This is a genomic window from Thalassotalea loyana, from assembly GCF_030161435.1.
Lineage (GTDB): Bacteria > Pseudomonadota > Gammaproteobacteria > Enterobacterales > Alteromonadaceae > Thalassotalea_G > Thalassotalea_G loyana.
Genome location: NZ_BSSV01000007.1, coordinates 83,641 through 98,102, shown reverse-complemented (window position 1 = coordinate 98,102; position 14,462 = coordinate 83,641). Strand labels below are relative to the sequence as shown.

The 14,462-nt window shown below is 38.8% G+C and carries 9 protein-coding genes; 4 read left to right on the top strand and 5 right to left on the bottom strand.

Features of this window, described 5'->3' with window-relative positions; genetic code table 11:
- Complete coding sequence (gene prmB, locus QQK05_RS14800) at positions 1-936, bottom strand: 50S ribosomal protein L3 N(5)-glutamine methyltransferase (protein WP_284299966.1); 936 nt, start codon at positions 934-936, stop codon at positions 1-3.
- An 83-nt stretch (positions 937-1,019) separates the two neighbouring features.
- Between prmB and smrB the strand changes: the two genes are divergently transcribed.
- Entirely contained in the window at positions 1,020-1,559 is a 540-nt protein-coding gene (smrB, locus tag QQK05_RS14795) for an endonuclease SmrB (RefSeq protein WP_284299963.1), read from the top strand.
- On the opposite strand, the gene sixA is transcribed toward smrB, so the two are convergent.
- Positions 1,560-2,036 carry a phosphohistidine phosphatase SixA gene (sixA, locus tag QQK05_RS14790; protein ID WP_284299961.1) on the bottom strand — a complete coding sequence of 159 codons (477 nt, stop codon included), beginning with the start codon at positions 2,034-2,036 and terminating at the stop codon, positions 1,560-1,562.
- A 383-nt stretch (positions 2,037-2,419) separates the two neighbouring features.
- Between sixA and QQK05_RS14785 the strand changes: the two genes are divergently transcribed.
- The 3 genes from QQK05_RS14785 (at position 2,420) to QQK05_RS14775 (ending at position 10,365) form a co-directional block, all read left to right on the top strand.
- Positions 2,420-5,206: an insulinase family protein gene (locus tag QQK05_RS14785; RefSeq protein ID WP_284299959.1), complete on the top strand. Its 2,787-nt coding sequence runs from the start codon at positions 2,420-2,422 to the stop codon at positions 5,204-5,206.
- Between the two features lie 131 nt (positions 5,207-5,337).
- Positions 5,338-9,825 (top strand): EAL domain-containing protein, encoded by a 4,488-nt coding sequence (locus QQK05_RS14780; protein ID WP_284299957.1) that lies wholly within the window; start codon positions 5,338-5,340, stop codon positions 9,823-9,825.
- A 204-nt stretch (positions 9,826-10,029) separates the two neighbouring features.
- Positions 10,030-10,365: a hypothetical protein gene (locus QQK05_RS14775; protein ID WP_284299955.1), complete on the top strand. Its 336-nt coding sequence runs from the start codon at positions 10,030-10,032 to the stop codon at positions 10,363-10,365.
- Between the two features lie 243 nt (positions 10,366-10,608).
- On the opposite strand, the gene QQK05_RS14770 is transcribed toward QQK05_RS14775, so the two are convergent.
- The 3 genes from QQK05_RS14770 to fadI form a co-directional block, all read right to left on the bottom strand.
- Positions 10,609-10,809, bottom strand: coding sequence for a hypothetical protein (locus tag QQK05_RS14770; RefSeq protein WP_284299953.1), 201 nt, complete (start codon positions 10,807-10,809; stop codon positions 10,609-10,611).
- 181 nt (positions 10,810-10,990) lie between these two features.
- Positions 10,991-13,120, bottom strand: a complete 2,130-nt coding sequence (gene fadJ / locus QQK05_RS14765) for a fatty acid oxidation complex subunit alpha FadJ (RefSeq protein ID WP_284299951.1) — start codon at positions 13,118-13,120, stop codon at positions 10,991-10,993.
- A complete protein-coding gene (fadI, locus tag QQK05_RS14760; RefSeq protein ID WP_284299947.1) occupies positions 13,120-14,427 on the bottom strand; it encodes an acetyl-CoA C-acyltransferase FadI in 1,308 nt (435 codons plus the stop codon). The genes fadJ and fadI overlap by 1 nt, the downstream gene beginning before the upstream one ends.
- Between the last annotated feature and the right edge of the window lie 35 nt (positions 14,428-14,462).

The following is a 14,462-nucleotide window of genomic DNA, read 5'->3' as shown; positions in this document are numbered from 1 at the left end:
TTACGCTCTTGCCTTAAAAATTTCTGAATGTTGATCTAATTGTGCTTTTGTTAACATAAACACACCATGCCCACCCTTTTCAAACGTAAGCCATTCAAAGTCGACTTCCGGATATTGTGCTTGCAAATGCACTTGAGAATTACCGACTTCACAGATTAACACACCAAGTTCACTTAAGTGTTGTGAGGCTTGTGCCAGAATCTTGCGTGTTATATCTAAACCATCATGGCCACTACCTAATCCCATTTCGGGTTCATGTAAAAACTCTTTCGGTAATGCGTCTACGTCTTCCTGATCTACGTAAGGCGGGTTCGTCACGATTAAATCATAAACTTGGCCCTCAACCCCAGAAAAAATATCAGATTGAATTGGAATAACTTGTTCCATTAACCCGTGACTTTCAATGTTAATTTGGCATACATTTAATGCATCAACACTTAAATCAACAGCGTCAACTTCCGCTTCAGGGAACTGGTATGCACAAGCAATTGCAATACAGCCGCTGCCGGTGCATAGATCTAAAATTCGGCTTGGCGAGGTACCGACCGGTAATTGTTTGTTGAAACGTTGTACAATCAATTCACCAATCGGTGAGCGCGGCACTAGTACGCGCTCATCAACATAAAAGGGTAAGCCAGCAAAGTTAGCTTGGTTTGTTATATAGGCTGCCGGTATTTCTTCATCAATTCGGCGTTGATATATCGCCAATAATTCTTCTTTTTCGGGTGTGGTTAACTTACATTGCCCAACTTGACTAAACAGATCATCGGGTAAATTGAGGGTATACATGGTAAGAAATACAGATTCATCCCAAGCATTGTCAGTACCATGTCCAAAATAAAGGCCCGCTTGATTAAATGCACTCGCACCAAATCGAACGAAGTCGCTAATTGTCGAAAGTTCTGTTACTAATTGCTCTGTTGATTGGTCTGTCACCGATAACCCCTTGTGAAAATGTCGTATTGTAAAATCTAAGTGCCAATTCTTGTTATTTTAGCCAGATGATTTAGACTGCGCTTATGAAATTTAAAGATCTACTATCTGAACAAGAAAAACAGCAATTTAAAGACGCTGTAGGTAAGATAAAACCTATGGTGCAAGACAAGATACACCCAGCGAAAAGAACCAGCAAGCCAAAATCGCAAATAGCGCAAAATAAGACGAAAAAACAAGTTGCGGAATTCCACTTTTCTGACGAGTTTGAACCTAATTTAAATCAACAAGGGCCAATGAAGTTTGTCCGTGAAGATGTCGATAGTTTTGAAGCGAAAAATTTGCGTCGTGGCATCTACACACCAGATCTTATTTTGGACTTACATGGGCTCGACCAGCATCAGGCTAAGAAGGAAATTGCTGCACTGTTATATGCATGCCAGAAAGAACATGCACAATGTGTTTGTATTGTACATGGAATTGGTTCTCGTATCTTAAAAAATAAAGTTCCGCATTGGCTTGTTCAGCATCCTGATGTTATGGCTTTCCATCAAGCGCCACTTGAGTTTGGTGGAGATGGCGCTCTTTTAGTGCTCGTCGAACTTAAAGATAAATTTGTGCGTTAATTAACTAATAGACAATGGCGCATTCATCGCGATTAGTTCGCCAGAACACGATGACGGGTTGTACTCTATCTGTGCAATGGCTGCTGTTTGAAAAATAGGAGAGTTAACGCCCGCCGTGAGAGTCTCAACAAGATAACTGACAATTGGCATATGACAAACGAATAAAATATTGTCCAACGCACGTTCTGCAAGTATTCCATCAATATAATCATGAACATCTTTCGCGTCACCCAATGGCGTTATTAAATCGAGTGTTTGTAACTTGCTCTCCTGCCCAAGCGTTTTAGCAACGATGTCAGCTGTTTGCTGAGCACGTACATATGGGCTCTGATATATCACATCAAATATTTGCTCTTGGCTACGCAAAAATTCAGCCATTTTTTCTGCTTCAATTTGCCCTTGTCTGCTCAATTCTCGCATTGCATCGGATTGACCAAATGGCTCTGCATGGCCGTGCCGCATAATTAATATTTGCATACTTCTCTCTAACTGCACCAACTAGCTAGTTACTTTCGTTTTATTATTGTGCATTCTCACTCAACTTGCATTAATGGTAATTGAAATTGACGCAAATTCGAATAAGAAAATTAAGGTTTTAGACTTTTCTACTAACTGAAACACAAAAAATAAATTGTTTAGAACAATTTAACGATAATTTGGTCTAACTTTATCTATAAAGTTAAAGAACTTGAGGTTAAGTAACAAAACTTCGTCGACATGTTGTTCTCTCTGAACAATTTTTTTCTTTAAGGATAACGATTTAGATACATAATTGTGCTTGAAGTAATCTAGAAATAGTATAGCTTTATAGTTAAAACAATTAGTTAGCAGTCATATGAAAAGGCAATTTGGAGAACCGCTTGATAAAAAGCCCCAATGATGACAAAAATTATCATGCTTTAACGTTAGCCAACGGCTTACGTGTATTGCTAATAGAGAATCAACACAGCCAGAAAGCGGCTGCAGCGCTCGCTGTAAATGTTGGTCACTTTAGTGATCCGTCATCAAGGCAAGGTATGGCTCACTTTTTAGAGCATATGCTGTTTTTGGGGACCAAAAATTTTCCAGATGGTAGTGAATATCAACAATTCATTTCTAAGAACGGTGGCCACCACAATGCATGGACTGCGACAGAACATACTTGTTACTTTCTCGATATTTTTCATCAACAATTTGATGCTGCCTTAGAAAGGTTTAGTGACTTTTTTATTAGTCCTTTGCTATCACAAGATTTCATTGAAAAAGAGAGACAAAATATCGATGCAGAATTCAAATTGAAATTGAAGGATGACATTCGTCGTCTATATGATGTCCACAAAGAAACGATCAACCAAGAACACCCCTTCTCGCAATTTAGTGTTGGAAACATCGACACATTAGCTGATCGTGAAACTAGCAATGTCCGCGACGAGTTAGTCCTTTTCTATCAGACACATTATTACGCCCAGAACATGACACTGGCGCTTGAAGGACCGATGTCGGTAGATGAGCTAGAAAGGCTCGCTCATAAATATTTTGGTGCCATCACCTCTAATGACCAACCGAGTAAACCAATCACAGCGCCAATTTATTTACCTGAACATCAGCAAATAAAAATTGATGTATGCCCAGTAAAAGATGATCGTCAACTCATCATAAGCTTCGCCATGCCATGTGTTGACGACTTATATGAGTATAAGCCAGAGGCTCTCATTGCCTATTTACTTGGACATGAAGGACCAGGAAGTTTGCTGTCTTACCTCAAGCAGCAGCACTGGGCTCTTCGATTGAGTGCTGGATCAGGTATTCATGGCTCCAACTTCAAAGACTTCAATATCTCTATTGCGTTGACCGAGTTGGGGGAGGAACATGTTAATGATATCGTTTCAGCATGTTTTAGCTATATTGCATTATTAAAAGCCAAGCCTATTGATAGCACTTATTTCGAAGAAAAAAAGGCGATAGCTTCTTTATCATTTAACTTTCAAGAACAAGTGAAGCCAATTGAGTCAGTAAGCCACCTTGTCATGAACATGCACTATTACCCTAGTGAACACTATATTTATGGTGATTACATCATGGCGGGCATGAACTACGAATTTCTAGACGACATACTCGCGTATTTATCGCCAAATAATTTACGTCTAATGCACGTATCAAAGCAGCTTGAATTTGATAGAACCAGCCACTGGTATCAAGTGCCATATAGAGTGAATCAAATCGATGAAGAGCAAATTGAACGGTGGCACAACCCCCACATAATTGATGCGCTGTTTTTGCCTGAAAAAAATCCATATATTGTGAAAAACCCTGCAATTGTGATTAAGGAAAAGGTACAAACACAACCTGAAATAATCGACAAGGATGCTGGGCTAACCGTTTGGTTTAAACAAGACCAAAGCTTTAACATACCCAAAGGTTACATTTATCTAAATATTGATAGCCCTTTTTGTGTGAGTTGTGATGAACACATTGCAATGACTAGGCTGTTTATCAATTTATTCACAGATAATGTAACTGAACAGCATTACAACGCAGAACTTGCGGGAATGCATTATCACTTATACCCGCATCAAAGTGGCATGACATTACAAATTTCTGGTTTGAGTGAAAAACAGCCATTATTGTTAGAAAAGTTGCTTCATTCGCTACGCAACCAGCAATTTTGCCAAGAAAAGTTCGAACTATTCAAAAGACAGTTAATAAAGCACATTAGGAACACCCAAGATAGTAAATCAATATCTCAGCTATTTTCAGCATTGAGCAGTGCGCTTCAACCTCAAAAATTGGGTGCTCAAGAATATATCAAAGCACTTGATAACATGACGTTTAAAGATTTTGAGGCGTTCTATAGCGCCCTATTTGACACGATATATTTGGAACTGTTTATCCATGGCAACTGGCAATTAAATCATGCACAACGTATGACAAGTATTGTCAAACAAGCCTTTGATGGTGTCACTGACGATAATGCTCGCCAAGAAGTACCGGTAATCGACACTAAAGACCAAGGTAAATTATGCCATTACTTGAATTTGAAAGAGCATGATCACGCCGCAATTGTTTATTTTACCTTTGATGATAGAACCGTAGAAACCATGGCGTACGCCATGATCATTAGTCAATTATTATCGCCACATTTCTTTGAACAAATGCGCACAGAAAGACAGTTTGGTTACCTAGTAGGTGTTGGTTATGTGCCCACGGGTTACTATCCAGGTATTGCACTTTATATCCAGTCTCCACATACCAATTCCCAGGACTTATTAGAAGCTATTGAGTCGTTTGTGGGAATGAGTATAGCGCTCATTGACCAATTATCTGAGGCCGAGTGGCATTCTCTTCGTGCAGGTTTAGCAGGTCAGCTTTTAGAGAAGGATGCGAGCCTTCGAATAAAAAGCCAAAGATTTTGGGGTTCTATTACTAGCCAAGACCTAGAATTTAATAACAAATCAAAATTAATAGATGCCATTAGCCATATGGAATTAGCTCAAATAAAAGCTTTTGTAGGAAAGAATTTGTTAAAAGACGGCGAACAACAAATCGCCGACGACCATATTTGTCTAATGACGGCCAATGAGCTAAATCAGCCTGTATTATCCAGCGAAGATAACGACTTACAAGAAGTTAGTAAAAATTTGCAAAAAACAGGTAAAATAAAATACTAAGTGGTCGATAACATAATATCGGCCATTTTTATTGACTTAGGTCAACGCATCACATTTAATGGCTTATTAACTTTAAAAACAATAACAATGTGTGATGTTGATATTTTCTGTTTTATAGCAAGGTAGTATTAGTGCTGTTTTCCCGTTCTAAAAACTTGGTTGGTTTCGCATGCTTATTTCAACTCGCGTTGTTATTCGTTTTTTCACCTGTAAGTAATGCTTCAACCTTTTCCCAAGAATTAAAGTTTGATCGATTCTTAACTGAACACGGCCTTTCCCAGAGTACTATCATTGACATTGCAGAGGATCATCAAGGATTTATTTGGCTAGCTACTGAAGAGGGCTTAAATAGATTTGACGGGGAGAATTTCCATTATTACAAACGTGATAATGGAGATAGCAACTCTATTGCTTCAAACTTCATAAGAACAATCTTGGTTGATCAATCGAATACGTTGTGGGTTGGAACTGCAAATGGATTGAGTAAATACAACAGACAATTAGATAATTTTGAAAATTATTACCATGTCTCCGATGATCCAGGAACATTAGCTGACGGTGAGGTATGGGATATTTACCAAGATAATTCTGGTAATATTTGGGTATCGACAGTAAGCGGCCTACACAAGTTCGATGAAGAAAATAATAACTTCCGTAAAATAAGAATTAGAGGCTTTGAGCACAAATTAAAGGAAGTAATCAATATTTATCAGGACAAAAAAGGTAACTATTGGTTTGGCACATATGGAAATGGTGTTTTTATTTCAAACGAAGCTCTGTCCTTTACATTTGTTCTGAGCGAAGGTACCAATAAATACGATTTTACCTTAAATGCAAATAGTCTGTTCGACATTACATACTTCGATGAAAAATATTGGTTAGCTACGGATATTGGTGTGTATTCATTGGATAAAGATTTAAGCAATTTAAAGCCAATTGAAACAGTCAATAGTTCAGAAAATTCGTTCCCTATAAGGTCCATTGCAATCTACGATGAAAACACATTGTGGTTCGCTAGTGCAAATGGCCTCATAATATACAACACCAATTCAAATGAAATTAGTATTCAAAAATCAGCGTCTATAAGCTCATCGTTATCCAGTAACAAAACACGAAAAATTTATAAAAGTAGTTTAGGTACGATGTATGTTGGTTCTTCTAAAGGTCTTTCAGTTTTTAGCCCAATGTATTCTCTATTTGAGCATTTACCAATCGCTTATACTGAAGGCGGTGCTTCAATTGAACAGTTATTGGAGTTACCAGATGGTTCGATTTTATTGAGTGGAGAAACTACTGGACTGAACAAAATGACTGGAACTAATTTAGTGCCTGTTACTCTTCCCTTCGCAGACTCAATTAACACCTTAAAGCTCATTAACAGCGAATATGTTCTAGCAATTACATACCAACAAGAAATCTACAAAATAAAAGTCAAAGACTTCTCGTTCGTAAAACTTAGTGCCATTGATATCAGTACTAATTATTTAACGCCAAGTCAGGTAGCGATTGATGGGGAAACGCTATGGTTTGTAGATTCCCAAAATCAATTAAACTCGTTGAATCTCCAAGCAGAAAACTCTTCACCAATTCTACATGATATAACTGCAAAGTCTTTATTCATGCAAAACAGGCAGTTATGGTTTTTCAACGAAAGTGGAATATACACAGCAAATAGTTACGGAAGGAATCCAATTGGAGGCGATATAGCAACTAAATATGATATCGCTCTATCTGACTATGAGAAAATGGTTGTTGATAATGATAACGTATGGCTGACATCATCAGATATTGGTGTTCTCTTAATTAAAACTGATGGTAGTCAACAAACGTATAACACCAATAACGGGTTAATCAATAATATGATTAATTCATTAGTTATTGATGACAATCACAATGCTTGGGTGTCTACCACAAATGGTGTGAGCGTATTAAGTCCTGAGACAGGCAAAAGCGTTAACTTTTATACTGATTATAAATTGCAAATTAATGAAGCAATGTATTCATCTGCAATATTTACAAAAGATCATCATTTTTATTACGGTGGACTTAACGGAATTCATAAAGTTGATACTGAGTTAGCCTTATCAATCAAACAAGAAATACACCAGCCAGTACTAAGTAACTTGCGAATATTAAACAAGAACATAGTGCCATTAACTGGTAAAAAATCTATTTTAAAGAATCAGTTAAGTGAAACTGAAACATTTACGTTAAATCATAAAGACTCACCTTTCACTATAGAATTTGTATCTCCTAACCCTACCTTGATGGAGCAGTTGATTTATAGATACAAGCTAGAAGGGTTAGATGAAGAATGGATAGAAACTGATCACTCAAATAAGCGAGCGACCTACACAAATCTTAGTGCAGGACTTTACACGTTCAACGTGGAAGCTTTCGATAAATACTATCCTGATGTCGTAAAAAGCGCTTCTGTTAAAATAAATATTTTGCCGCCTTGGTGGTTATCGAGTAAAGCATTATTCGTATACATATTAATGTTTCTGGCAATTGTTGCTTATTTTATTCAACAAGCCAGATACAAGCGACAATACAACCTCCAAATAAAGAAAAGTGAAGAACGCCTAAAACTTTCATTATGGGGAAGTGGCGACGAAATGTGGGACTGGAATATTTCGACAGGTAAAATCTATCGCTCTAATATTTGGGGTATTTTAGACTTCCCACAAGATGGTCGACGAAACCTTGGCACAGACCAAACAAATATTCACCCTCAAGACATTCCACGGGTACGTGAAGCATTAAATGAGCATTTTGAAGATGATTCAACTCACTTTGAAGCGACCTACCGCGTAAAGGGTAAAAATGATAAATGGATGTGGATTCTTGATCGCGGAAAAATCGTTGAGCGCAATAAAAATAACGAAGCAACCCGTATGACGGGGACGCTCAAAGATATCAGTCATATCAAAACAGCCGAAGAGCGCTTGAAATTATTCGCAAAGTGTATCGAAAACATTTCAGATGCCGTCATAATCTACGATCGCCAGTTTATCACGGTAGATGTCAATAAGGCCTACCAAAAAATAACAGGAAAAAACCGTCAATCAATGCTTGGTACGTCAATGAAGTTCACGCGTTATTCTGAAGCATTTAATCAGAACGTTAAAAAGCATTTAATCACTAAAGGGTCGTGGCACGGCGAAGTAGAAAGCTTAAGAAACAATAATGACCTGTATCTAACAGATTTAAATATTGACGTAATTCGAGACGAGAACAACAATATTTCTCACTTTGTAGGTGTTTTTTCTGACATCACACAACGTAAGAAAACAGAAGCTGAGTTAAGAAAGCTAGCTAATTCAGATACCTTAACTGGCTTGCCAAATCGATCATATTTCCAGGCAAACCAAGCGAAGCTTGTAAAGAACAAAACACCGCACGCTCTACTTGTATTCGACTTAGATAACTTTAAGAAAATCAATGACTCAATGGGCCATGAGGTCGGTGACGTACTCTTATGTAAAGTTGCAGAGCGTATATTGAACGTAGGACGAAAACAAGACTCAGTATATCGCTTAGGTGGTGACGAATTTAGTTTAATTATCGAAGATACGAATGATATTCACACGATAACAACAATCGCAAAAGACATTCTTAAAACAATTGCACAGCCATTAAAACTGAAGAACCAAGAACTTGTGCTATATAGCAGTATTGGTATTGTTTTGTTCCCTGAAGATGGTGCTACCCCTCAGGAGCTACTAAAAAATGCGGATACCGCAATGTACCATGCAAAAGATCAAGGCGGTAATAAGTACCAATTCTTTAGCGAATCGATGAACAAACAAGCAGTAAAACGTTTGCAAATTGAAAACCTTATTCGCCATGGTTTAAAAGAGGATTATTTTTCAGTCTTTTATCAGCCTAAGATTGAGATAAGCACAGGTAAAATTTCTGGTATGGAGGCGTTAGTACGGTTTGAAACGCCAACAAAAGGAATCATTAGTCCGGGTGTGTTTATTCCTGTATCAGAAGAAACAGGACAGATTATTGGTATTGGTGAAGTCGTATTACGAAAATCATGTATCGCAACTAAAAAATGGGTAGATGCTGGGTTATTCAATGGCCGAATTACCGTTAACTTGTCTGCAGTTCAATTTACTCAACCAAACCTTGTGAAGGTTATCAGCGACATTCTCGAAGAGACTGGTTTAGAAGCAAAGTATTTAGAGCTTGAAATTACCGAAGGAACGGTAATGGACTCTCCACAAGAAGCGATTGACACCATGTTGCAAATTCGCGCTATGGGAATTAACTTATCATTAGATGACTTCGGCACAGGTTATTCTTCACTCGCCTACTTGAAGAAATTCCCATTAAACACGTTAAAGATTGATAAAGCGTTTGTTGATGATATTGAAATATCTGATCAAGGCAGAAACATGGTAGCTACCATCGTCACTATCGCACATAACCTAGGTTTAAACGTTGTCGCTGAAGGTGTTGAAACAGAACCTCAGTTAAGTTTCTTATCAGGGCTTCGTTGCGAACAAATGCAAGGTTATTTGTACAGCAAGCCACTGTCAGAAAAAGACTTTCAAAATTATTTGGTATCGTATCGGACCACCGACAAATCAACTAAGTTTACGACCTAAGCTGAGTTTAAGAAGTTTAAGAAAACGCACTGTCATTAATTTGTCAGTGCGTTTTTTTTATCACTCAGGTCATGATTCAAAAATTTGACGCCACCCCAACTCCAATGGTTTTTCCCCTACTAGCCCAATAAAAACATGGGGAAACTAGTTTGGCATCAATCCTGCTAACTATTAATCGACTTTCAATCAATAGGAACAACAAAAATGATTAGTTCAATTATCTTAGCACTTGGTTTGTCAACATCTCCACTTGCAGACAACCAAACTCAGTTAGAACAGCAAAACCTATCTCAAGGCACAATTTCTTCAATCGAAAAAATCGCAAAAGGTCGTGGCGTAAAAGTAAACAACATGATTCATGCAGCAAAAGGTCGTGGCGTTAAAGTTAGTGACTATGAACAAGCAGCTAAAGGTCGTGGCGTTAAGGTAAGCGACTATGAAGAAGCAGCTAAAGGTCGTGGCGTTAAGGTAAGCGACTATGAAGAAGCAGCTAAAGGCCGTGGCGTTAAAGTAGCAAAAGGTCGTGGCGTTAAAGTTTAGACACCGAAATCAATAGTTAATCGGAAGGTAGTATCATGATTAAATTTATTAAAAACTTATTTGTGACAGAGATTGAAGAAAATCCTATTGCAGCTCGCATTGAAATCAAAGAAGTATCAGCTACCACTTGGTGGAGCTAACCCAAAATCTTAATAACACTCTATTAAGTACCAAAATCAAACCTCTAGACACGCTACAAGGAAGTTAGCGCATCTATAACAAGGAATCGTTTACTCTCACTAATCAAGCGTTAAACAAAAGCCCTGGAATACCGTACTGACGATATACCTTCATTCGCTTTTGCATATTAAACATTGGCAATAACAACGGCCCAAACACTAAACCAGCGAACGCCCAGCGCTTCTTACCAAGGCCATTGCACACAGCTTGAACATAGAAAAAACAAGCACTTAAAATACTAACGAAAACGACAAGTAACAACATAACTTCTACTTAACTTTTAGAACTAGAGATAAATTAGAGTAAGAACTCTACTAAAGAGGAAGCTATGATAACAAATGGATTGATTGGTTAAAAGTTATTCAATAAAAAAGAGGCAAAAATTGCCTCTTTTTTCAACACTATTTACCGGCGTGGCAATTAATTGCCGCCATCAGTAAAAACATTAATAATAGGTATTGCCTTCTTCGGCCATTTTGACAAGTGCTTCACATGGAGTAAAACGTTCACCGTGAGCTGTTGCCCATTGGTTCAACTGTGAAACGACATTACTTGCGCCAACGGTATCAATGTAACGGTATGGTCCACCTAAGAATGGTGGGAAACCAATACCAAAGATTGCGCCAATATCACCATCACGTGCATTGCGCACAATACCTTCATCTAAACAGCGAGCCGCTTCATTGAGCATCATGTAAACACAACGTTTTGCCATTTCAAGCTCACCCATTTTGGCTTGTGGTTGAATGCCAAGTAAACCATAGATTGACTCGTCAACCTGCTTACCTTTTTTACCCGTGCCATATTGATAAAAGCCTTTCTTCGCTTTCTTACCCAAACGACCATCAGCAATTAACTTGTCGAAAGCTGCTGGTGGAGCAAATCGATCGCCCAACTCAGCTTGTAAGATAGGACCAATCTTTGAACCAACATCAATACCAACTTCATCGAGTAGTTGCATTGGACCTACTGGAAAGCCAAATTTCACAAGTGCTTTATCCAACTTCTCAACAGGTTCGCCATCTAACAACAACATTGCAGCTTCATTCATATATGGAGCTAAAATACGGTTGACGTAAAAACCAGCTTTGTCTTTAACAACAATTGGCGTTTTACCTTGTTTCTTAGCAAACGCTACCGTTGTTGAAATTGTTTCATCACTTGTACCTTCGTGAGCAATAATTTCAGCAAGCGGCATTTTGTCTACTGGTGAAAAGTAATGTAACCCAATAACGTTTTCTGGACGTTTAGCATTAGCTGCTATTTGGCCAATAGGTAGACTTGATGTGTTACTTGCAAAGATAGTTGTCTCTTTACAGTTTTCTTCAACATCAGCAACCATTTTTTGCTTAAGAGATAAGTCTTCAAAAACAGCTTCTACGATGATATCCACATTATTCAAACCCGAATAATCGAGCGTACCTGTAATCTGAGCCATCTGACTTTGCATTTCACTGTGACGAATAAAACGACGTTTAACCTTTTTGTTCAATATATCAAAGCTATATTTTAATGCGTTACTGATACCTTGGTGGTTGATGTCTTTAATGCGTACAGGTAGCTTAGCCTTTGTCGCTGTAACAAATGCAATACCGCCGCCCATTAAGCCACCACCAAGCACACCTGCTTGTGTAACTTTTGCTGGTTTTACGCCCTCAACGCCCTGCTCTTTTTTCATTTCAGTTGTTGCGAAGAAAATATTGCGCAATTGTTCTGATTCAGCAGTCATTACAAGCTCAGCAAAGTTATTTGCTTCTACTTGAAACCCTTTCGCAGGTGATTGCTCAACACCTGCACGAATACACTCAATAATTTTAAGCGGTGCTGGGTAATTACCTTTAGTTTTTGCTAGAACAGTTTTTGTTGCTTGGTCAAAAACAACCTTACGACCTAAAGCGTTGCCTTCAAGCACTTTATCCATAAATGTCATCTTGCGCGCTTTAGGCTTAACTTTGCCCGACAAAATCATTTCTTCGGCAGTACGCATTAAAATGGATTCAGGGACAACATCATTAACAATACCCGCTTTTAAAGCTTGCTTTGCACGCAACTGTTTGCCCGTTAACATCATATCAAGTGCTTTTTGGATACCTACCAACTTAGGTAGACGTTGTGTACCACCACCGCCAGGTAATAGACCTAACTGAACTTCGGGTAATCCCATGACTGTTTTAGGGCTGTCTGAAGCAACACGACCATGACACGCTAATGCGAGCTCTAATCCACCACCTAAACATGCACCATGAACGGCAGCAACGATTGGAATGGGTAAATTGACTAACTGATCAAAAATCGCATGGCCTTGAAGCGCGATTTCTAGAACCGCTTCTTTAGATTCACAGCCTGCTAACATATTTACATCTGCACCAGCGACAAATGAATCAGCTTTTCCACTGACTAATACAATACCTTTAAGAGAAGAATCTGCTTTGATATCAGCCAATACCTGTGAGATTTCATCACCAAATTCAGCTTTCAGCGTATTCATCGTATCGCCTTTTACATCCATAATCAGATGCGCGATGCCTGAATCTTGCTTCACTAATTCAAAAGCACTTTGTTTTTGTTCTGTCATTATGCTGTCTCCACAATCAAAGCTGCACCTAAACCACCTGCTGCACATGCTGTGGTCAAACCGACACCGCCACCACGACGATTTAATTCATTTAACGTTTGGGTAATTAAACGTGCACCTGTTGCAGCAAATGGATGACCATAAGCTAATGAGCCCCCCATGACGTTGAACTTGGTCATATCAATATCACCAATAGCCTGGTCTTGCCCTAGCTTTTCATTGGCAAATTTCTTAGACCCAAACATTTTCATATTTGCTAGTGCTTGCGCTGCAAATGCTTCGTGCATTTCAATCAAGTCTAAATCTTTTAATTCCATTCCAGCACGTTTAAGTGCTAAAGGAGTCGCGTAACTAGGGCCCATCAACATATCTTCCCATACATCGATTGCGGCAAAACCAAAGCTCTTAATGTAACCTAATGGCTGGTAGCCTAATTCTTTTGCTCTACCTTCACGCATTAATAAGATCGCTGCAGCGCCATCAGTCAAAGGTGTTGAGTTAGCCGCAGTTACAGAACCATGCTTTCTATCGAAAACTGGACGTAATTTCGCATAGCCTTCAAGGACAGAGTTTTCACGGATACAATTATCTTTATCAATAAATAATTTGTATGGCTCTGGATGAGCAGTCATTACTTCGCCATCAAGATTACCCTTCGCCCAGTTTTCAGTAGCTAATGTATGCGAACGATGAGCTAGCTCATCTTGATCTGCACGAGAAATGTTGTGAGTTTTCGCCATTTGCTCTGCGGTTTGTCCCATTGATAAACCTGTAGAGTATTCTGCTACTGCAGGAGGTACAGGTAGCAAATCTTTTAACCCTAGTTGACGAATTAATCCAAACTTTTGACCAAAGGTTTTTGCTTTTGACAAATCAAGTAACGTTCTTGCCAGCTTCTTGGAGACACCAATTGGTGCCACTGATGAAGAATCTGCACCACCCGCTATGCCTACATCGGCAGTACCAGCCATAATAGACTCAGCTACATTTACCGTTGACTGAAAACTCGTCGCACATGCGCGAGAAACACTATAGGCATCGGTATGAACGCTCATACCTGTACCAAGAACAATTTCACGTGCAATGTTTGGCGCTTCAGGCATTTGAACCACTTGGCCAAATACTAACTGATCAACAACTTTCGGATCTAAATCGTGCTTTTTAACTAGCTCGTTTACGACGATTTTACCAAGGTCTACGGCAGGTACACCGTGATATGCTGTTGCCTGCTTAGCAAACGGCGTACGTAAACCAGCAACAATGGCGATGCGTTCTCCGTTGCGGGTTGTTAATGTATTTTTTGTCATACTCATTCCTTAATTAAGAGGTCTGACCTCTGTCA

Bases quoted from the DNA above. Each gene is read 5' to 3' on its own strand.
- QQK05_RS14775 (WP_284299955.1), top strand. From the start codon at position 10,030: ATGATTAGTTCAATTATCTTAGCACTTGGTTTGTCAACATCTCCACTT.
- sixA (WP_284299961.1), bottom strand. From the start codon at position 2,036: ATGCAAATATTAATTATGCGGCACGGCCATGCAGAGCCATTTGGTCAA.
- fadJ (WP_284299951.1), bottom strand. From the start codon at position 13,120: ATGACAGAACAAAAACAAAGTGCTTTTGAATTAGTGAAGCAAGATTCA.
- smrB (WP_284299963.1), top strand. From the start codon at position 1,020: ATGAAATTTAAAGATCTACTATCTGAACAAGAAAAACAGCAATTTAAA.
- QQK05_RS14770 (WP_284299953.1), bottom strand. From the start codon at position 10,809: ATGTTGTTACTTGTCGTTTTCGTTAGTATTTTAAGTGCTTGTTTTTTC.
- fadI (WP_284299947.1), bottom strand. From the start codon at position 14,427: ATGACAAAAAATACATTAACAACCCGCAACGGAGAACGCATCGCCATT.